Consider the following 19,021-nt stretch of genomic DNA (forward strand, 5'->3'; position numbering starts at 1 on the left):
CACGGCTTGACTCCGGGTTGAGGATGGAAACAACCCGGCATTTTAGCATTGCGTTTCACGGGCAGGTTCCATGATGCATGCCTTGCGAAAACGTCCACCGGCGCGGGCGCATCCGGCCCTGCCTATTCCTGCCCATCCATGCCTATACCCCGCGCTCCCGGTCCGCCTTGAACCTTGCCACGAAGGACTGGAATTCCCCGGCGTCGATGGCCGCCCGGATCTCGCGCATGAGCTGCAAATAATAGTGCAGGTTGTGGATGGTGTTGAGGCGCGCGCCCAAGATCTCGCCCGCCCGGTGGAGGTGGTAGAGATAGGCCCGGGAGAAATTCTTGCAGGCATGGCAATCGCAGCTTTCGTCGAGCGGCTTGTCGTCGTCCTTGTAGCGGGAGTTCTTGATCTTGACGTCGCCGAAGCGGGTGAACAGCCAGCCATTCCGGGCGTTGCGGGTGGGCATCACGCAATCGAACATGTCCACGCCGTTGGCCACGCCGGCGACCAGGTCCTCGGGCGTGCCGACGCCCATGAGGTAATGCGGCTTGTCGGCCGGCAGGCGCGGGCCGACGTGTTCGAGCACCCGCATCATGTCTTCCTTCGGCTCGCCCACCGACAGACCGCCGATGGCATAGCCCTCGAAGCCGATCTCCTGCAGGCCGGCCAGGGATTCGTCGCGCAGCCGCTCGAACATGCCGCCCTGCACGATGCCGAACAGGGCATTCGGGTTTTCGCCCTGATTGAATTCGTTGCGCGAGCGTTTCGCCCAGCGCAGCGACATGCGCATGGACTGGCCGGCTTCCTGCTCGGTGGCCGGGCGGCCGTTGATTTCATAGGGCGTGCATTCGTCGAACTGCATGACGATGTCGGAATTCAGCACCTTCTGGATCTGCATGGAAATCTCGGGCGACAGGAAGAGCTTGTCGCCATTGATCGGCGAGGCGAACTTCACGCCCTCCTCGGTGATCTTGCGCATCGCGCCGAGCGAAAACACTTGGAATCCGCCGGAATCGGTCAGGATGGGCTTGTTCCAGCCCATGAAGCGGTGCAGGCCGCCGAACTTGCCGACCACGTCGAGGCCGGGACGCAGCCACAGGTGGAAAGTGTTGCCCAGGATGATCTGTGCGTCGATTTCCTCGAGTTCGCGCGGCGACATGGCCTTGACGGTGCCATAGGTGCCGACGGGCATGAAGATCGGCGTCTCGATAACGCCATGGTTGACGACGAGGCGGCCGCGGCGGGCAAGGCCGTCGGTTTTCAGCAGGGTGAAATTCAGCATGAGGTATTGGTCAGTAGCATCGCGTCGCCGTAGCTGAAGAAGCGGTAGCGCTGCGCGATCGCATGCGCATAGGCGCGGCGGATGGAGTCATACCCGGCGAAGGCCGACACCAGCATCAGCAGGGTCGACTTCGGCAGGTGGAAGTTGGTGATCAGCCGGTCCACGGTCTTGAAGACGTAGCCCGGGGTGATGAAGAGTTCAGTGTCGTCGCTGCCGGCCGCCAGCGCGCCCGACTGCGAGGCGGATTCGAGCGCGCGCATGCTGGTGGTGCCGACGGCAACCACCGACTTGCCGGCGGCCTTGGCGGCGCGCACGGCGGCGACGGTGTCGTCGGAGATGGTGTACCACTCGCTGTGCATCTTGTGCTCGGCGAGGTTCTCGGTGCGCACCGGCTGGAAGGTGCCGGCGCCCACGTGCAGCGTCACATAGGCGAAGCCGACACCCCTTGCCTGCAGGGCATCGAGCAGCGGCTGGTCGAAATGCAGGCCGGCGGTGGGCGCGGCGACCGCGCCGGGTTCCTTCGCATAGACGGTCTGGTAACGCTGTTCGTCCACCTGGTCGGCGGCGTGCTCGATATAGGGCGGCAGGGGCAGGCGGCCGTGGGCGTCGATCAGGTTGAACACGTCGCCCGGAAAATGCAGGGTGAAGAACTCGCCGGCGCGCTCGCCCACGGTGACGTCGAAGGCATCGGCGAGGCGGATGCGGGTGCCGGGCGGAGGCGACTTCGAGGCACGGACCTGGGCCAGCACGGTGCGCGGGTCGAGCACGCGTTCCACCAGCGCCTCGATCCTGCCGCCAGTTTCCTTGACGCCGAAGAAACGCGCCTTCAGCACCCGGGTATCGTTGAACACCAGCAGGTCACCGGGCGACAGCAGATCGACGATGTCGGTGAAGACCCGGTCGCGCAATGCCTGTTGTCCCACCTCCAGCAGGCGCGACGCGCTGCGCGTCGGCAAGGGAAACTGGGCGATCAGGTCGTCGGGCAGGTCGAAATCGAAGTCGGATAGCGAGTACATGGGTTCGGGATGGCGTGGCGGCTGAAGCAGCCACCGGATCAAGCACTAGGCAAACAATGAGGCAAACATTCAGGCAGGCATTGAAAACGATTGAAACTGTGACCACATATCTGTGAAGATATACAGTGGTTTTGCCAGAGTTGCCCTACAATGGCACCTGCCGGTCCGGCGGGCCAAACCCGCTATTTTAACGCTTCCCGCGAACTTTACCGACCCGAACGCCAGACATGTCCGCATCGAACAGCCTTGCCAGGAAAGCAGCCGCCGGCACTCCCGACCAGACGGCGTCAGGCAAGGCCGCCGCGAAACCGAAAAAGGCGGCGTCCACCGCCCAGAGCAAGCTCGCCAAGCTCGGCCTGCGCACCGACATGGACCTGGTGTTGCACTTGCCGATGCGCTACGAGGACGAGACCCAGGTGGTGCCGATCCGCGACGCCGGTTTCATGGCGGGCGCGCCGTCGCAGGTGGAGGGCGTGGTGACGGAATGCGACGTCCAGTACCGGCCGCGCCGGCAGCTGGTCGTCACCATTGCCGACGATTCCGGTTCGCTGGTGCTGCGCTTCCTGAATTTCTACGGCAGCCAGCTCAAGCAGCTCGCGGAGGGCACGCGCATCCGGGCGCGCGGCGAGGTGCGGCATGGCTTTTTCGGCATTGAAATGGTCCATCCCACCTACAAGCCGGTCGAGGAAGGCGCGCCGCTGCCGAGCTCGCTCACGCCGGTCTATCCCGCCGGCGAAGGCTTGTCGCAGGCCTTCCTGCGCAAGGCCATCGCCAATGCGATGACGCGCGTCGACTGGCGCGACACCTTGCCTGCGACACTGCGCGACAGCCTGCAACTGCAAGCCTTCGATGCATCCGTCAGGCTGCTGCACAATCCGCCGCCCGACGTGGATGAACATGCGCTGATGGAGCGCACCCATCCCGCCTGGACCCGCATGAAATTCGACGAACTCCTGGCGCAGCAGCTGTCGCTCAAGCGGGCGCAGGAGGCTCGCCGATCCAAGGGCGCGGCGGCGCTGCCGGTGGTTGGCGAATTGTCCACGTCCTTCCTTGCCGCCCTGCCATTCCAGCTGACGCCGGCCCAGCAGCGCGTGCTGGAGGAAATCCGCGGCGACCTGCGACAATCCTTTCCGATGCAGCGGCTGTTGCAGGGCGACGTCGGCAGCGGCAAGACCGTGGTCGCAGCGCTTGCCGCGGCGCAGGCGATCGACAGCGGCTATCAGGCAGCCCTGATGGCGCCTACCGAAATCCTTGCCGAACAGCATTTCCGCAAGATCGCCACCTGGATGGAACCCTTGGGCGTGCGCGTCGCCTGGCTGACCGGCAGCCTGCGCAAGAAGGAAAAGACGGAAGCGCAGGCCGACATCACTTCCGGCGAGGCGCGCCTGGTGATCGGCACCCATGCGCTCATCCAGGAGGGCGTGGAATTCGAGCGGCTCGGCCTCGTGATCGTTGATGAGCAGCATCGCTTCGGCGTCGGCCAGCGCCTGGCGCTGCGCAACAAGGGCCAGGAAGGCAATGCCGTTCCGCACCAGCTCATGATGTCGGCCACGCCGATTCCCCGCACGCTGGCCATGACTTACTACGCCGACCTCGAGGTGTCGGTCATCGACGAATTGCCGCCGGGCCGCACGCCCATTGTCACCCGCGTCATCGACCAGAACCGGCGCGACGAAGTCATTGCCCGGGTGCATGCCGCCGCGCTCGAAGGCAGGCAGGTGTACTGGGTCTGTCCTCTGATCGAGGAATCGGAGGCATTGCAGTTGCAGACCGCGACCGATACCCACCTCGCCCTGAGCGCAGCCTTGCCGGATTTGAAAGTCGGCCTCGTGCACGGCCGCATGAAGCCGGCGGAAAAACAGATGGTCATGGATGCCTTCATCCGCGGCGACACGCATGTGCTGGTGGCGACGACGGTGATCGAGGTCGGCGTCGACGTGCCCAACGCATCCCTGATGGTGATCGAGCACGCCGAACGCTTTGGCCTGTCGCAGCTGCACCAGCTGCGCGGCCGGGTAGGACGGGGCTCCGCCGCGAGCGTCTGCCTGCTGCTCTACCAATCTCCCCTCGGCCCGGTCGCGAAGCAGCGGCTGATGACGATGCGCGAAACCACAGACGGCTTCGAGATCGCCCGGCGCGACCTGGATATCCGCGGCCCGGGCGAATTTCTCGGCGCGCGCCAGTCGGGCGAGGCCATGCTGCGTTTCGCCGACCTGCAGACCGATCAATGGCTGGTGGACAGCGCCCGCGAGGTCGCGCAAGCCCTGCTGCGCACGGATCCGGCGACGGTCGACGCCCATCTTGCGCGCTGGCTTGGCGGCCGGGAAGAATTCCTGAAGGTATGAGGCGGATCCACCCTCTTCCATCCTGACTTCCCCGGACGACTCCCCTTATACTTGACCTATCGGACGCCGCCCGGCGATTGCTCTGCCAGCAAGGAAACGCATGACTCTGACCGAACTGAAATACATCGTCGCCGTTGCCCGCGAAAAACATTTCGGCCACGCGGCAGAAGCCTGCTTCGTGGCGCAGCCCACGCTGTCGGTCGCCATCAAGAAGCTCGAGGACGAACTCGGCGTGACCATCTTCGAACGCGGCGGCACAGAGATCTCCATGACGCCGATCGGCGCACAGATCGTGACCCAGGCCGAACGCGTACTCGAGCAGACCGCCGCGATCAAGGAAATCGCCAAGCAGAACAAGGACCCGCTGGCCGGACCGCTGCGCCTCGGCGTGATCTACACCGTCGCCCCCTACCTCCTGCCGCCCCTAGTCAAGACCATGATCGAGCGGACGCCGCAGATGCCGCTGGTGCTGCAGGAAAACTTCACCGTCAAGCTGATCGAGCTGCTGCGCCAGGGCGAACTCGACGCCGCCATCATGGCCCTGCCCTTCGCCGACCAGGGATTGATGGTGCAGCCGCTGTACGACGAGCCTTTCGTGGTCGCCGTGCCCAGGACCCATCCCTGGGCCAAGCGCGACGCGGTCGATGCGGAAGAACTGAAATCCGAAACCATGCTCCTGCTCGGCAACGGCCACTGTTTCCGCGACCAGGTGCTGGAAGTCTGCCCGGAGATGGCGCGCTTCTCGACCAGCGGCGACGGCATCGCCCGGACCTTCGAAGGCTCCTCGCTGGAAACGATCCGCCACATGGTGGCGTCCGGCATCGGCATCACCGTGCTGCCCAAGGCCTCGGTGCCGGACATGGATGCGCAGGATGGCATGCTGCGCTACCTGCCGTTCAAGGGCGACGGCCCGTCGCGCCGGGTGGTGATCGCCTGGCGCAAGAGCTTTACCCGGCGGCCGGCGATCAATGCCGTGCGGGATGCGGTGTTTGGGTGTGATCTCCATGGAGTGGAGATGCTTGAGGAAGCGGAGATCGCGGAGAGTTGAGGGTGTGGGGGCGGGAATCCCATTGTTGTTTTTCTCCGGTGAACCGGTTGCGGTTCCCACTCCGCGGGAGCTTGCCGGGACTGGCCCCCGCGGGCCAGTTCGTTTCTTTGGACTCGCCCCCTTGGTGGGCCCCACGAAACGAACCAAAGAAAAGCGCCCTCCTGCCGTCGCCCCTGCGGCGTACCCGAAAGGGACACCGTAGGCTCGCCTTCGGCATCGCGTGACGGCGAATGATGAACTGAGGCGACCGCTATGGCCACTACACCCGCGCCCTGACTGCCAGGCTCCCTCCCTTTCAAGGGGAGGGTTGGGGTGGGGATGGGTTTCCGACGCGAGCAAAGGACAGCGTTGAAATGATCAGCGAAATAAATACTGTTCTTTAAGCACGACCGAAACCCATCCCCACCCTAGCCCTCCCCTTGAAAGGGAGGGGACAGGGCGGAGGGGGCTTGAACAGGAGGAGGTGCTGACTTTCCTGCGGCGCCGTGCTCCGCGTCGTCGGGACAAACTCGAGTCATGCCGATGCGGAAGGAGGTCGAGTCATCGAATGCTTTTCAGGTACTTACTGCGGCAGAGAACGGCATCCCCTCAATCCATCCGCTTCGTCGTCTCCGCATCAAACCAATGCACCGTCCCCGCATCGAAGCCGGCGCTGACATTCTCCCCCGCCTCGACGTTCACGCCCGCCGGCGCCCGAATCACCACGCCCTGTCCGCCGACATCACCATGCACCAGCACGTCCGCGCCGAGCGCCTCGACCATTTCCACCCGCATGTTCATTCCGCTTCGTCCCAGCACCAGGTGCTCCGGCCGCACGCCCAGGATGCATTCCTTGCCGGCCAGGGCGGTATGCAGCGCGGGCAGCATGATCTCCGCGCCGCTGGCGTCGAAGCGCGCGCCGTCGCCGCCGACGCGGCCGCGCAGCAGGTTCATAGGCGGCGAACCGATGAAGCTGGCCACGAAGGTCGTGGCCGGCCGGCCATAGACTTCGGCCGGCGTGCCGATCTGCTCGGCGCGTCCGGCGTTCATGACGATCATGCGCTGGCCCAGCGTCATCGCCTCGACCTGGTCGTGCGTCACGTACAGGCTGGTGGTGCCGAGCGCGCGATGCATCTTCTGGATCTCGAGGCGCATCTGCACCCGCAGCTTGGCGTCGAGGTTGGACAGGGGCTCGTCGAACAGGAACACCGCCGGCTCGCGCACGATGGCTCGTCCCATGGCCACGCGTTGCCGCTGGCCGCCGGATAGCTGGCGCGGCGTGCGCTGCAGCAGCGCGCCGAGTTCGAGGATCCGGGCCGCCTTCTGTACACGCGTGTCGATGTCCGCCTTGGAAAAGCCGCGGATCTTCAGGCCGTAGGCCATGTTTTCGTACACGCTCATGTGCGGATACAGCGCATAGTTCTGGAACACCATGGCGATGTCGCGGTCCTTGGGTTCGAGCTGGTTGACGACCCGGTCGCCGATCACGATGTCGCCGCCGGTGACTTCCTCCAGCCCGGCGACCATGCGCAGCAGCGTGGATTTGCCGCAGCCCGAGGGACCGACCATGACGATGAATTCGCCGTCGGCGATGTCCATGGAAATGCCGTGTATGACCTCGACCGCCTTGGGGCCCTTGCCGTAGGTCTTGGTGATGTTCTTGAGATGGACTTGTGCCATGAATGCCTTACCTGTCTTCGTTGCCTGTGCGCGCGCCGGGCCGGCGGCTTATTTTTCGGAATCGACCAGACCCTTGATGAACCACCGCTGCATGATCACCACCACCAGCCCGGGCGGCAGCATCGCCAGGATCAGCGTGGCCATGACCATGTTCCATTCGATCGCCGCGTCGCCGCCGGCGATCATGGTCTTGATGCCGATGCCGATGGGGTACATGGCAAGCTCGGTCGACACCAGCAGCGGCCAGAGGTACTGGTTCCAGCCGTAGATGAACATGATGACGAAGAGCGCGATGACGTTGGTGCGCGACAGCGGCCAGAGCACGTCCTTGAAGAAGCGCAGCGGTCCCGCGCCGTCGATGCGCGCCGCCTCCGCCAGCTCCTCGGGAACGGTGAGGAAGAATTGCCGGAACAGGAAGGTCGCGGTGGCAGAGGCGATCAGCGGAATCGTCAGGCCGGCGTAGCTGTTGAGCATGCCGAGGTCGGACACCACCTTGTAGGTCGGCGTGATGCGCACCTCCACCGGCAGCATCAGCGTCACGAAGATCATCCAGAAGAACAGCGAGCGCGCCGGAAAGCGGAAGTAGACGATGGCGAAGGCCGACAGCATGGAGATGGCGATCTTGCCGATGGCGATCGCCAGCGCCGACACCAGGCTCACCCACATCATGCGCGCCACCGGCGGCACGGCAGCATTGCCGGAAGCGCCCTGGACGATGACGGCGGAGTAGTTCTCGATGAACTGCGTGCCGGGAATCAGGGACAGCGGCGCGGCGTTGGCCTGCTCCGGCGTCTGCGTGCTGGCGACGAAGGCAACGTAGATCGGAAAGGCGACGATGGCGACGCCGAGGATCAGCACCAGGTGACTGATCAGGTCAAGGATGGGTCTTCTTTCAATCATGGCCATTCCTCACGAATACTGGACCTTGCGTTCGACATACTTGAATTGCACCACCGTCAGCGCGACCACGATGGCCATCAGCACCACCGACTGCGCCGCCGAACTGCCGAGGTCGCCGCCGCGGAAGCCGTCGGTGAACACCTTGTAGACCAGGATCTCTGTTTCCTTGCCGGGGCCGCCGTGGGTGGTGGCTTCGATGATGGCGAAGGTGTCGAAGAAGGAATAGACGATGTTGATGACCAGCAGGAAGAAGGTGGTCGGCGACAGCAGCGGGAAGACGATGGTGAAGAAGCGCCGCACCGGGCCCGCGCCATCGATGGCGGCGGCTTCGATGAGGGACTTCGGAATCGCCTGCAGGCCGGCCAGGAAGAACAGGAAGTTGTAGCTGATCTGCTTCCAGATGGCCGCCATGACGATCAGGATCATCGCGTGCGTGCCATTGAGCAGGTTGTTCCACTCGATGCCGAGGTGGCGCAGGCCATGCGCGAGGATGCCCAGCGTCGGATTGAGCAGGAACATCCAGAGCACGCCGACCACCACCGGCGACACGGCATAGGGCCAGATGAGGAAGGTCTTGTACACCGCCGAGCCGCGCACCACCCGGTCGGCGAACACGGCGAGGATGAGCGAGAGCGAGAGGCCGAAAAAGGCCACCATCACGGAAAACATGGCCGTGGTCTTGAAGGATTCGAGGTAACCCGCGTCGGCGAACAAGTCCTTGAAGTTGTCGAACCAGACGAATTGCGAGGAAGTGCCGAAGGAATCCTGGATCAGGACCGACTGGTACAGCGCCTGGGCCGCCGGCCAGAAGAAGAACAGCAAGGTCACGATGATCTGCGGGGCAACCAGCGCGTAGGGCAGCCAGGCGGACTTGAAGCGGGCGCGTTTTTCCATGTGATTGGATGATAGCGTTGGAAGTCATGGCATGCGTGCGGCTTTTGGCCGCCGGATGCCTGGTCGTTGCCGCGCGGGGCGAGGCATGGAAATGGGATCCCCGCCTGCGCGGGGATGACAGGGGATGGGGTTCTCGCCGCCATCAACGCCGTCATTCCCGCGCAGGCGGGGATCCCATCACGATGCAGCGCCCCGCGACGGGATGACAAAGGATAAAGCGAAGGATGCAAGCAGGCAATAGCGTTGAGCGCAATTGCCTGCGTGGCGCCACACCCGCTTACTTGTTGGCCTTCTCGAATTTCACCAGCAGTTCGTCGCCGCGCTTGACCGCCGCGTCGAGGGCTTCCTTCGCCGTCTTCTTGCCGTTCCACACGGTTTCGAGCTCTTCGTCGATGATGGTGCGGATCTGCACGAAGCTGCCGAGGCGGATGCCGCGGGACTTGTCGGTGGTCTTGACGATCATTTGCTGCACCGCGATCTGCGGACCCGGGGTCTTCTCGTAGAAACCCGATTTCTTGGTCAGCTCATAGGCGGCGTTGGTGATCGGCAGGTAGCCGGTCTCCTGGTGCCACTTGGCCTGGACTTCCGGCTGGGACAGGAACTTGTAGAACTTAGCCACGCCCTTGTACTCGTCGGGCTTCTTTCCGGCCATGGCCCAGAGGGAGGCGCCGCCGATGATTGTGTTCTGCGGCGCGCCCTGCACGTCGTTGTAGTAAGGCAGGGTGGCGACGGCAAACTTGAACTTGGCGTTCTTCGCGATGTTGGCGTAGGCCGAGCTCGACGAGGTCAGCATGGCGCACTCGCCGGAATAGAACTTCGCCTCCGGCTCGTTCTTGCGGCCGGCATAGACGAAGTAGCCCTGCTTGGCCCAGTTCGCCAGGTTTTCGATGTGCTTCACGTGCAGCGGGCTGTTGAACTTCAGGCGCGCGTCGAGGCCGCCGAAGCCGTTGTTCTTGGACGCGAACTCGACGTTATGCCAGGCGGAGAAGCTCTCGAGCTGGGTCCAGGATTGCCAGCCGGTGGTGAAGGGGCATTTCTCGCCGCTGGCCTTCAGCTTGGCGGCGGCGGCAACGACTTCCTGCCAGGTGACCGGCGGCTTGTCGGGATTGAGGCCGGCCTTCGTGAACATGTCCTTGTTGTAGTAGAACACGGTGGTCGAGCTGTTGAACGGGAAGGACACCATGTCGCCCTTGGGCGAAGTGTAATAGCCCGCGACCGCCGGGATGTACACGGAAGAGTCGAATTTTTCACCAGCGGTCTTCATGACCTCGGTGACGGGAACGATCGCCCCTTTGGAATACATCATGGTGGCGGTGCCGACTTCGAACACCTGCAGGATGTGCGGCGCGTTGCCGGCGCGGTAGGCGGCGATCGCGGCGGCCATCGCCTCGTCGTAGCTGCCCTTGAACACGGGCGTGACCTTGTAGTCGCTCTGGCTCTTGTTGAACTGGTCGGCGAGGCCGGCGACGCGCTCGCCGAGGGCGCCGGTCATGGCGTGCCACCAGGTGATTTCAGTGACCGCGTGGGCCGACGAAGCGGTGGCGGCGAGCGCCAGGGAAGCAAGCAGGGGCTTGAAGGGAATGCGCATGGGGTCGTCTCCAAAAATTTCCGATTTTATATGTTGTAAATGTCGGTATTGTTACGATAACTGAAAGGCCACATCGACCGCTTATAATTCGATTTTGCAGCGCAAAAAAGCGGCGTGACGCAGCGGGTGCCGGAATTCGGCGATGGCCTGGCAGGCGCGTAAGTGTAGCGCTAGTCTTGCCATAGCGTCATGCGTTACCCGAATGTTTTGTTCATCTTCCATGAATCGACTCTCCCTCTACATCCGCCTGGTCCGGCTCGACAAGCCGATCGGCATTCTGCTGCTGCTCTGGCCGACGCTGTCGGCGCTCTGGCTGGCCTCGGCGGGCAGGCCCGATCCCATGCTGGTGTTCATCTTCACGCTAGGCACGGTGCTGATGCGCTCCGCCGGCTGCGCCATCAACGACTACGCCGACCGCGACTTCGACCGCCATGTAAAGCGCACAGCCGAGCGCCCTCTCACGAGCGGCCGCATCCGCGGCTGGGAAGCGGTCATGGTGGCTGCCGTGCTGGCGATCGTTTCCTTCGCGCTGATCCTCCCGCTCAATGCGATCACCAAGGAACTGTCCGTTGCAGCGCTCCTGATTGCCGCCTCCTACCCCTACTTCAAGCGCTTCTTTGCCATTCCCCAGGCCTACCTCGGCATCGCCTTCGGCTTCGGCATCCCGATGGCCTTCGCGGCGGTGCAGGAGGCCGTGCCCCCGGCCGCATGGCTGCTCCTGCTGGGCAACATCTTCTGGGCCGTCGCCTACGACACCGAATACGCCATGGTGGACCGCGACGACGACCTGAGGATCGGCATCAAGACTTCCGCCATCACATTCGGCCGGCACGACGTGGCGGCGGTCATGACCTGCTATGCGGCGAGCTTCGCCATCACCCTGCTCGTCGGATGGCAATACGGCTTGCGCGGCTGGTTCCTGGCCGGCATGGCGGTGGCGGCCGGCTGCGCCTGGTACCACTACACCCTGATCCGCGAACGCGACCGCATGCGCTGCTTCGCCGCCTTCCTGCACAACAACTGGCTCGGCGCCGCGGTCTTCGCCGGCATCGCGCTCGACTACGCGCTCGGCCGCGGCGCAGCCTGATTGCGCTTGGCGGAATTCGCCCCGGCGTCGCCTTGAGGGGCCGCAAACACGCCCGCCGCCCTCTGCTTACACTGGATCCACCTCATGACAAAGGATGGAGAACACCATGGCATCAATGGACCAGGAAGCCGGCAGCGTGCGCGACCGGCTGATGAGCGACCTGAAGCTGATCATCAAGGACGCGGAAGACTTGCTGCGCAGCAGCGGCTCGCAGGCCGGCGACACATACCAGAACGCGCGCGCCCGATTCGAAAGCACCATCAGCACGGCGCGCGACGGCTTGTCCGACCTCGAGCAGCAGGTCATGGACAGCGGCCGCGAAGCCATTTCGCAGGCGGACGAGTATGTCCAGCAGAACCCCTGGCAGGCGGTCGGCATCGGTGCCGCGGCGGGACTGCTGATCGGCTTGATGCTGGGACGCAGATAAATGGCGATTGCGGATGCCGCGGCGCAGTTCGCCGCAACGGTGCTCGCCTCGCTTCAGACCCGCGTCGAACTGGCGGCCACCGAGGTCGAGGAACATTCGCTGCGCTATTTCGGCACCCTGGTGCTGACCCTGGCGGCGATGTTCTTCGCCGGACTGGCGATCGTGATGGGCACGCTGCTGCTGATCGTGACGTTCTGGGAATCCAGCCGCGTGGTTGTGCTATCGGTGCTGACCCTGCTGTTCGCCGTGGCGGGTTTCCTGCTGGCCCGGCAGGCGCGCGTGCGCATGGCGCACCAGCCCAAGCTGCTCGCCCACACCGTCGGCGAACTCGGGCGCGACGCCGAACTGCTCCAGCCCCCGGCGTGATGCCATGAACGAACGCGCCCTTTACCTCGCCCGGAAACGGCAGATGCTGCTGGTGGAATGCGCCATGCAGCGCGAGGACCTGCTGCAGCAGGCCGTGCCGCTCGCCTACACCCTGCAGGCGGCGGAAACCGGCGTCCGCATCGTCGACCGCGTGCGCCGCCATCCGGGATGGATCGCGGCGGCCGTGGCGGGACTGGCGATCATCCGGCCGAAGCGCCTGTCCGCCGCGCTGCGCCTGGGAACGACCGGCTTGCGGGCATGGCGGCAGTGGTCACCGGCCGTGATGCGCATCGTCGGCGAGGCGCAACGGCGCCTGGAGTAATCTACCGCGCCAGCTTCCAGCACCGGCCGTCAATCACGGCCGAATTCTTCTCCCAGTTCCTTGCCGCGCGCGGCCGCGGCCTTCAGCGCCTTGACGATGGCTTCCTTCACGCCGCTCGCTTCCATGCTGGTCAGTGCAGCGTAGGTCGTGCCTCCCTTCGACGTCACCCTTTCCCGCAGCAGCGACACCGGCTCGTCCGACTGCGTCGCGAGCTGCGCCGCGCCGGTGAAGGTGGCGATGGCGAGCTGGTTGCCCTGCTCCGCGCTCAGGCCCATTTCCTGCGCTGCCTGCTGCATCGCCTCGATGAAATAAAACACGTAGGCCGGACCGCTGCCCGACACGGCGGTGACGGGATCGATGAGGGTTTCGTCGTCGAGCCAGACCGTCTTGCCGACCGCGCGCAGGATGGCGTCGGCCGCGGCGCGCTGGCTGTCCGACACGCCATCGGTGGCCACCATGCCGGTGATCCCCTGGCCGATGAGCGCCGGCGTGTTGGGCATGGTGCGCACGATGGCGCGATGTCCGTTGAGCCAGCGCGACAGGTCGACCGCGCGGATGCCGGCGGCGATCGAGAGGATGAGTTGCGATGCGACGTGCGGCTTGAGCTGGGCCGCCACGTCCTTCATCTGCTGCGGCTTGACCGACAGCACCACCACGTCGGCACGGGCCAGCGCGTCGTCGATCTGCGGCGCGGTGGTCACGCCGAATTGCGTTTCCAGCCGGCGCAGCGCGTCGGCGTTGGGATCCACCACGTGGATGTTCGCGCCGGCGGTAAGCTTGCCGGCCAGTCCGCCGATGAGGGCGCCGGCCATGTTGCCGCCGCCGATGAAAGCGATCTTCAGTTCAGGTTGCATAGTGACGATGTCCAAAAATGGCGGTGCCGATGCGCACGATGGTGGCGCCTTCGGCAACCGCGGCTTCGAGATCGGAAGACATGCCCATCGAGAGCGTGTCCAGGTTGAGTCCCTGGTCCTGCAGCAGGGTCTGCAATTCACGCAGGCGGCGCAGCGGCACGCGCTGCTCCTGCGGGTCGTCGGCGGGTTCGGGAATGGTCATGAGCCCGCGCAGCCGCAGACGGGGCATGACCGAGATGCGCCGGGCAAGCTCGGGCACGTCGCCCGGCGCGGCGCCGCTCTTGCTGTCCTCGCCGGAAATGTTCACCTGCAGGCAGACGTTCAGGGGCGGCAGGTCGGCGGGGCGCTGGTCGTTCAGGCGCTGCGCGATCTTTTCGCGGTCGACCGAATGCACCCAGTCGAAATTCTCGGCGATGGGGCGGGTCTTGTTGCTCTGTATCGGTCCGATGAAATGCCATTCGAGCAACAGGCCGGGATGCGCGGCGCGCACCGCGGCCATCTTGTCGAGCGCTTCCTGCAGATAGTTTTCGCCGAAGGCGCGCTGTCCGGCCTGCGCGGCAGCGATCACCGCGTCGGCGCCGAAGGTCTTGGACACCGCCAGCAACGATACGCTTTGTGGCGCGCGCAACGCCGAGGCGGCGGCAGCGTCGATGCGCTGACGCACGGCTTGCAAGTTCTGGGAGATTGAGACCATAATCAGTTTACTTCAGGCAACATTGGGCACGCCGGCCGGTATTGTGCATGTGTCATGCCACAAACGCCAGCCTGGTGATTATGCCAGCCCCTAGGATCATCAATGGACATCTCCGAACTTCTCGCCTTCTCCGTCAAGAACAAAGCCTCCGACTTGCACCTCTCTTCCGGCCTGCCGCCGATGATCCGCGTGCATGGCGACGTGCGCCGCATCAACGTGCCGCCGCTGGAACACCGCGACGTGCACGGCATGATCTATGACATCATGAACGACGGCCAGCGCAAGGCGTATGAAGAGTCGCTGGAGTGCGATTTTTCCTTCGCGATTCCCGGCCTGGCCCGCTTCCGGGTCAATGCGTTCAACCAGGATCGCGGCGCGGCCGCGGTGCTGCGCACGATTCCTTCCAAGGTGCTCACCCTCGAGCAGCTCAACACGCCCAAGATCTTCGCCGACCTGGCCCTGAAGCCGCGCGGCCTGGTGCTGGTCACCGGTCCGACCGGCTCGGGTAAGTCGACCACGCTGGCGGCGATGATCAACCATCTCAACGAAACCGAGTACGGTCACATCCTGACGGTGGAAGACCCGATCGAATTCGTGCATGAATCGAAGAAGTGCCTGATTAACCAGCGCGAGGTGGGCCCGCATACCATGTCGTTCCAGAACGCGCTGCGTTCGGCGTTGCGCGAAGACCCGGACGCCATCCTGGTTGGCGAATTGCGCGACCTTGAAACCATCCGCCTCGCGCTCACCGCCGCCGAGACCGGCCACCTGGTGTTCGGCACCCTGCACACCTCTTCCGCCGCCAAGACCATCGACCGTATCGTCGACGTCTTCCCCGCCGAGGAAAAGGAAATGGTGCGCGCGATGCTGTCCGAATCCCTGCAGGCCGTCATTTCCCAGACCCTGCTCAAGACCAAGGATGGCGCCGGCCGCGTCGCGGCGCACGAAATCATGCTCGGCACGCCCGCGATCCGCAACCTGATCCGCGAAGCGAAGATCGCGCAGATGTATTCCGCGATCCAGACCGGCAGCAACGTCGGCATGCAGACCCTCGACCAGAACCTCACCGACCTTGTTCGCCGCAACGTGATTGCGCCCTCGGTGGCGCGCGCCGCCGCGAAGATTCCGGAAAACTTCCCGGGTTGAGGCGGAATCGCGCACTGGCTTGTCATTCCCGCGAAGGCAGGAATCCCATTTTTGCCTTCCCTCGTCTGGTTGAAATGGGATTCCTGCCTTCGCGGGAATGACAGGTAGAGCGCGGAAATAACGGGTTGCAGGGCAGAGATTCAACGATACAAAAGGACATCCACATGGAACGCGATCAAGCCACGAAATTCATGCACGACCTGCTGCGGCTGATGCTCGGCAAGAACGGCTCCGATCTGTTCATCACCGCCGACTTTCCGCCGGCCTTCAAGATCGACGGCAAGATGACGCCGGTCTCCAACCAGCCGCTGTCGGGCCAGCACACCGTCGAACTCGCGCGCGCGATCATGAACGACAAGCAGGCGGCGGAATTCGAGGCCACCAAGGAATGCAACTTCGCGATCAGCCCCGGCGGCCTGGGGCGCTTCCGCGTCTCCGCCTTCGTGCAGCAGGGCAAGGTCGGCATGGTGCTGCGCACGATCACCACCGCCATTCCCCGGCTGGAAGACCTGGGCGTGCCGGAAGTGCTCAAGGAAGTGGTCATGACCAAGCGCGGCCTCGTCATCATGGTGGGCGCGACCGGTTCCGGCAAGTCGACCACGCTGGCCGGCATGATCGGCTACCGCAACGAAAACAGCTATGGCCACATCATCACCATCGAGGATCCGGTGGAGTACGTGCATCCGCACAAGAACTGCATCATCACCCAGCGCGAAGTGGGCGTCGATACCGCCGACTGGTTCGCCGCGCTGAAGAACACGCTGCGCCAGGCGCCGGACGTGATCCTGATCGGCGAAATCCGCGACCGGGAAACGATGGACTATGCGGTGTCGTTCGCCGAGACCGGCCACCTCTGCCTCGCGACCCTGCACGCCAACAGCGCGAACCAGGCGCTGGACCGCATCATCAACTTTTTCCCGGAGGAACGGCGCGGCCAGCTGTTGATGGACCTGTCGCTCAACCTCAAGGCCATGATCTCGCAGCGCCTGATCCCCCTGAAAGACACCAAGGGCCGCTGCGCCGCGGTGGAAGTCATGCTAAATTCGCCATTGATCTCCGACCTCATCTTCAAGGGCGAGGTGCACGAGATCAAGGAGATCATGAAGAAATCGCGCGAACTGGGCATGCAGACCTTCGACCAGGCCCTGTTCGACCTGCACGAGTGCGGCAAGATCAGCTACGAGGACGCGTTGCGCAACGCCGATTCGGTCAATGACCTGCGCCTCGCCATCAAGCTCAACAGCAAGGACGCGAAGAACCGCGACCTGAGCAGGGGCACCGAACATCTGGGGATCGTATGACGAGCGTGTATGACTTCAAGGCCAAGGGCCTGGACGGCAAGGACATCGACCTGAAGCAGTTCCAGGGCAAGGTCCTGCTGATCGTGAACACTGCCAGCGAATGCGGCTTCACGCCGCAGTACAAGGGGCTGGAAGAGGTCTACCGGCAGTTCAAGGACAAGGGCGTGGAAGTGCTCGGCTTTCCCTGCAACCAGTTCGGCGGCCAGGAACCGGGCAGCGCGCCTGAGATCGGCGCCTTCTGCGAAAAGAACTACGGCGTGAGCTTTCCGCTGTTCGACAAGATCGACGTCAACGGCGACCATGCCCATCCCCTGTTCAATCACCTGAAGCAGGAAGCTCCCGGCCTGATGGGCTCGAAAGCCATCAAGTGGAACTTCACCAAGTTCCTCGTCGGCAAGGATGGTTCGGTCTACAAGCGCTACGCGCCGCAGACCGAACCCAAGGAACTGATGAAGGACATCGACAAGCTGCTGGCGCAATAGGCGCCCGGGTCGGGGACGTCATTCACTCCTCGTTCAAGAGCTTGAGCAGATTCAGGCGCGGTTCGCCGGGCTGCAGACCCGGAACCGGTTTCCATGCCGCGTGCGCGGCTTTCCTTTCCTTCTCGCCGGTCATCGCGTCGGGCAGCTTCCATTCCTTGTTGAATTGCAGATGGACCAGGCGGCCGTCCGTGTCGTAGCAATCCACGATGCCGCCAGTGCTGAAGTTCTGGCTGAAACGCGCGTCGGCGATGAAATTCAATTCGCGGCGTAGCGCCGCGGCCATGCTCTCCCATTTCTGCCTTGCCTGGAATCGCATGTCGTTCTCCCGAAAGCGGTCCAGCCTCTCGCCATTCGCCACCCGTTTTTCATGAGGCAGCGTGAAGAAGCTTTCACGCAGCGAATACCCGTATGCGTTCATGAATCTCGTGAATTCCCGGCACTGCGACCGATACCGGCGCAACCCCTCCGCCGTGCATTCCAGCTGGGAGCGCCGGCATGCCATCAGGTCGGAATACAGCGCATACATCCGGCGGTATTGGCGCGCGAGCGCATAGTCCACCGCGGCGAAGCGCGGTTCGCGCAATCCGAGCGAGGGATTGGGACGACTTGGCAGGTGCTCGTCCTTCAACAGTTCGATAAGTGCCCGCTCTTGCAGGATCGCGGGTCGTCGATTGCCGCGCAGGATGAGGCTGGGGCTTTCGGGGCGCGCGCCGCCGTCGAAGCCGGCCCGGCCGGGGGAAGGCGCAGCGGGCGGCGGCGCGGCGAGGGCATCCGCGCTTTCGTTCGCCGTGCCCAGCCGCTTTCCCAGCCAGGAACGCAGCCGCTGCCATCTGCCTGGCTGGGCCGCCGCGCGGATCGCCTCCCTGTTCGTCAGCCCAAGCAGGAATTCGTCCTCGACGCCATCGACCCGGGTTACAACCCGGATTCCGTGCAGCCGATGATGCTCGTCGAATTGCGGGGTGAAGCGTCCGGCCTGCTCCGCCCGCAGTGCCTGGAACCGGGCATTCAGGTCGCCGTCGCGCTGCCTGAGCGCGAGCAGGCGGCCGATCGCCTGCCTGCCGATGCGCTTGCCCTGCCCGTCATCAAGCGACTTCCACGGAGCCGTCATGGCAGCCAGGTCGTCCGGGAGGGGGACGCTCAGGACCTGGTCAGGACGTGCGCCGTCCCTGTCATCAGCAGGCAGGTTGTAGGTCTCGTTGGCGATTGCCGCTGCGTATGCCCGCTTCAGCTTGTGGAGCAGCATGAGCTGGTGGCGGATGGCGCGCCTTGCCGGGCATGACCGGCCCACGCCGCCGAACCGCTCCTCCAGGCCGAGCTGTTGGAGCAGCGTCATGATCTGCGCCGACAGGCGCTTGGCATCTTGCCGGAAGCGGCGGGAGCCGGGTTCGGGATCGACCAGCAGTTCCTGGAGGCGGTTCGTGAGGAAGCTCATCTCGTTGATCTTCCGGCGGACGTACTGCGCGATTTCCGGAGAGCGTTCGCTGATGCGCGGCAGTTCCGGCTGCAGCAGGCGCGGCTGCATTTTCCGCGATCGCTGAAGCCGGGCGCCGAGAAGGCCCGGCTGGCCGGATGTCGGCTGGCGGTTGCTGATGCTCGGTCCCTGCACCGGGCCAGGGACCGGG

General features: G+C 64.3%; 18 protein-coding genes. 9 read left to right on the top strand and 9 right to left on the bottom strand.

The window, feature by feature from the left end:
* Positions 1-142: 142 nt before the first annotated feature.
* Together tgt and queA are read right to left on the bottom strand one after the other, a co-directional pair.
* On the bottom strand, positions 143-1,270 hold the full coding sequence (tgt, locus tag G3574_RS10090; RefSeq protein WP_163962632.1) for a tRNA guanosine(34) transglycosylase Tgt: 1,128 nt from the start codon (positions 1,268-1,270) through the stop codon (positions 143-145).
* Positions 1,264-2,286 carry a tRNA preQ1(34) S-adenosylmethionine ribosyltransferase-isomerase QueA gene (gene queA, locus G3574_RS10095; protein WP_163962634.1) on the bottom strand — a complete coding sequence of 341 codons (1,023 nt, stop codon included), beginning with the start codon at positions 2,284-2,286 and terminating at the stop codon, positions 1,264-1,266. The genes tgt and queA overlap by 7 nt, the downstream gene beginning before the upstream one ends.
* A 227-nt stretch (positions 2,287-2,513) precedes the next feature.
* Between queA and recG the strand changes: the two genes are divergently transcribed.
* Both recG and G3574_RS10105 read left to right on the top strand, forming a co-directional pair.
* A complete protein-coding gene (gene recG, locus G3574_RS10100) occupies positions 2,514-4,631 on the top strand; it encodes an ATP-dependent DNA helicase RecG (protein WP_163962636.1) in 2,118 nt (705 codons plus the stop codon).
* Positions 4,632-4,731: 100 nt separating this feature from the next.
* On the top strand, positions 4,732-5,679 hold the full coding sequence (locus G3574_RS10105) for a hydrogen peroxide-inducible genes activator (RefSeq protein WP_163962638.1): 948 nt from the start codon (positions 4,732-4,734) through the stop codon (positions 5,677-5,679).
* Between the two features lie 588 nt (positions 5,680-6,267).
* Here the strand turns inward: G3574_RS10105 and G3574_RS10110 are convergent.
* The 4 genes from G3574_RS10110 to ugpB form a co-directional block, all read right to left on the bottom strand.
* Entirely contained in the window at positions 6,268-7,338 is a 1,071-nt protein-coding gene (locus tag G3574_RS10110; RefSeq protein ID WP_163962640.1) for a sn-glycerol-3-phosphate import ATP-binding protein UgpC, read from the bottom strand.
* A 48-nt stretch (positions 7,339-7,386) separates the two neighbouring features.
* The gene (ugpE, locus tag G3574_RS10115; RefSeq protein WP_163962642.1) at positions 7,387-8,238 is read right to left on the bottom strand and encodes a sn-glycerol-3-phosphate ABC transporter permease UgpE; all 852 of its coding nucleotides are present in this window, start codon (positions 8,236-8,238) and stop codon (positions 7,387-7,389) included.
* Between the two features lie 9 nt (positions 8,239-8,247).
* Positions 8,248-9,132, bottom strand: a complete 885-nt coding sequence (gene ugpA, locus G3574_RS10120) for a sn-glycerol-3-phosphate ABC transporter permease UgpA (RefSeq protein WP_163962644.1) — start codon at positions 9,130-9,132, stop codon at positions 8,248-8,250.
* A gap of 277 nt (positions 9,133-9,409) precedes the next feature.
* On the bottom strand, positions 9,410-10,720 hold the full coding sequence (gene ugpB, locus G3574_RS10125) for a sn-glycerol-3-phosphate ABC transporter substrate-binding protein UgpB (RefSeq protein ID WP_163962646.1): 1,311 nt from the start codon (positions 10,718-10,720) through the stop codon (positions 9,410-9,412).
* 220 nt (positions 10,721-10,940) lie between these two features.
* Here ugpB and ubiA point away from each other — a divergent pair, with 220 nt between their 5' ends.
* From ubiA to G3574_RS10145, 4 genes are all read left to right on the top strand, one after another.
* Positions 10,941-11,807, top strand: a complete 867-nt coding sequence (gene ubiA / locus G3574_RS10130) for a 4-hydroxybenzoate octaprenyltransferase (RefSeq protein ID WP_163962648.1) — start codon at positions 10,941-10,943, stop codon at positions 11,805-11,807.
* Between the two features lie 106 nt (positions 11,808-11,913).
* Complete coding sequence (locus G3574_RS10135) at positions 11,914-12,234, top strand: DUF883 family protein (RefSeq protein ID WP_163962650.1); 321 nt, start codon at positions 11,914-11,916, stop codon at positions 12,232-12,234.
* Entirely contained in the window at positions 12,235-12,600 is a 366-nt protein-coding gene (locus G3574_RS10140; RefSeq protein ID WP_163962653.1) for a phage holin family protein, read from the top strand.
* A gap of 4 nt (positions 12,601-12,604) precedes the next feature.
* Positions 12,605-12,922: a YqjK family protein gene (locus tag G3574_RS10145; RefSeq protein WP_163962655.1), complete on the top strand. Its 318-nt coding sequence runs from the start codon at positions 12,605-12,607 to the stop codon at positions 12,920-12,922.
* 29 nt (positions 12,923-12,951) lie between these two features.
* On the opposite strand, the gene proC is transcribed toward G3574_RS10145, so the two are convergent.
* Complete coding sequence (proC, locus tag G3574_RS10150) at positions 12,952-13,776, bottom strand: pyrroline-5-carboxylate reductase (protein ID WP_163962657.1); 825 nt, start codon at positions 13,774-13,776, stop codon at positions 12,952-12,954.
* Positions 13,766-14,470: a YggS family pyridoxal phosphate-dependent enzyme gene (locus G3574_RS10155; RefSeq protein WP_163962659.1), complete on the bottom strand. Its 705-nt coding sequence runs from the start codon at positions 14,468-14,470 to the stop codon at positions 13,766-13,768. The genes proC and G3574_RS10155 overlap by 11 nt, the downstream gene beginning before the upstream one ends.
* Positions 14,471-14,572: 102 nt before the next feature.
* Between G3574_RS10155 and G3574_RS10160 the strand changes: the two genes are divergently transcribed.
* The 3 genes from G3574_RS10160 (at position 14,573) to G3574_RS10170 (ending at position 17,399) form a co-directional block, all read left to right on the top strand.
* A complete protein-coding gene (locus G3574_RS10160; RefSeq protein WP_163962661.1) occupies positions 14,573-15,616 on the top strand; it encodes a type IV pilus twitching motility protein PilT in 1,044 nt (347 codons plus the stop codon).
* A gap of 164 nt (positions 15,617-15,780) precedes the next feature.
* A complete protein-coding gene (locus G3574_RS10165; RefSeq protein WP_163962663.1) occupies positions 15,781-16,917 on the top strand; it encodes a PilT/PilU family type 4a pilus ATPase in 1,137 nt (378 codons plus the stop codon).
* On the top strand, positions 16,914-17,399 hold the full coding sequence (locus G3574_RS10170; RefSeq protein ID WP_163962665.1) for a glutathione peroxidase: 486 nt from the start codon (positions 16,914-16,916) through the stop codon (positions 17,397-17,399). The genes G3574_RS10165 and G3574_RS10170 overlap by 4 nt, the downstream gene beginning before the upstream one ends.
* A 22-nt stretch (positions 17,400-17,421) precedes the next feature.
* On the opposite strand, the gene G3574_RS10175 is transcribed toward G3574_RS10170, so the two are convergent.
* A complete protein-coding gene (locus G3574_RS10175) occupies positions 17,422-18,921 on the bottom strand; it encodes a hypothetical protein (protein ID WP_163962667.1) in 1,500 nt (499 codons plus the stop codon).
* Positions 18,922-19,021 lie beyond the last annotated feature (100 nt).

Source organism: Noviherbaspirillum galbum (genome assembly GCF_010974945.1).
Classification (GTDB): Bacteria; Pseudomonadota; Gammaproteobacteria; order Burkholderiales; family Burkholderiaceae_D; genus Noviherbaspirillum; species Noviherbaspirillum galbum.

What these genes read in the sequence shown, in the direction of transcription:
- ugpB (WP_163962646.1), bottom strand. Translation starts at nt 10,720, where the DNA reads ATGCGCATTCCCTTCAAGCCCCTGCTTGCTTCCCTGGCGCTCGCCGCC.
- tgt (WP_163962632.1), bottom strand. Translation starts at nt 1,270, where the DNA reads ATGCTGAATTTCACCCTGCTGAAAACCGACGGCCTTGCCCGCCGCGGC.
- G3574_RS10140 (WP_163962653.1), top strand. Translation starts at nt 12,235, where the DNA reads ATGGCGATTGCGGATGCCGCGGCGCAGTTCGCCGCAACGGTGCTCGCC.
- G3574_RS10105 (WP_163962638.1), top strand. Translation starts at nt 4,732, where the DNA reads ATGACTCTGACCGAACTGAAATACATCGTCGCCGTTGCCCGCGAAAAA.
- recG (WP_163962636.1), top strand. Translation starts at nt 2,514, where the DNA reads ATGTCCGCATCGAACAGCCTTGCCAGGAAAGCAGCCGCCGGCACTCCC.
- ugpE (WP_163962642.1), bottom strand. Translation starts at nt 8,238, where the DNA reads ATGATTGAAAGAAGACCCATCCTTGACCTGATCAGTCACCTGGTGCTG.
- proC (WP_163962657.1), bottom strand. Translation starts at nt 13,776, where the DNA reads ATGCAACCTGAACTGAAGATCGCTTTCATCGGCGGCGGCAACATGGCC.
- G3574_RS10160 (WP_163962661.1), top strand. Translation starts at nt 14,573, where the DNA reads ATGGACATCTCCGAACTTCTCGCCTTCTCCGTCAAGAACAAAGCCTCC.
- G3574_RS10165 (WP_163962663.1), top strand. Translation starts at nt 15,781, where the DNA reads ATGGAACGCGATCAAGCCACGAAATTCATGCACGACCTGCTGCGGCTG.
- G3574_RS10170 (WP_163962665.1), top strand. Translation starts at nt 16,914, where the DNA reads ATGACGAGCGTGTATGACTTCAAGGCCAAGGGCCTGGACGGCAAGGAC.
- G3574_RS10135 (WP_163962650.1), top strand. Translation starts at nt 11,914, where the DNA reads ATGGCATCAATGGACCAGGAAGCCGGCAGCGTGCGCGACCGGCTGATG.
- G3574_RS10110 (WP_163962640.1), bottom strand. Translation starts at nt 7,338, where the DNA reads ATGGCACAAGTCCATCTCAAGAACATCACCAAGACCTACGGCAAGGGC.
- G3574_RS10155 (WP_163962659.1), bottom strand. Translation starts at nt 14,470, where the DNA reads ATGGTCTCAATCTCCCAGAACTTGCAAGCCGTGCGTCAGCGCATCGAC.
- ubiA (WP_163962648.1), top strand. Translation starts at nt 10,941, where the DNA reads ATGAATCGACTCTCCCTCTACATCCGCCTGGTCCGGCTCGACAAGCCG.
- G3574_RS10175 (WP_163962667.1), bottom strand. Translation starts at nt 18,921, where the DNA reads ATGCAGCCGCGCCTGCTGCAGCCGGAACTGCCGCGCATCAGCGAACGC.
- ugpA (WP_163962644.1), bottom strand. Translation starts at nt 9,132, where the DNA reads ATGGAAAAACGCGCCCGCTTCAAGTCCGCCTGGCTGCCCTACGCGCTG.
- queA (WP_163962634.1), bottom strand. Translation starts at nt 2,286, where the DNA reads ATGTACTCGCTATCCGACTTCGATTTCGACCTGCCCGACGACCTGATC.
- G3574_RS10145 (WP_163962655.1), top strand. Translation starts at nt 12,605, where the DNA reads ATGAACGAACGCGCCCTTTACCTCGCCCGGAAACGGCAGATGCTGCTG.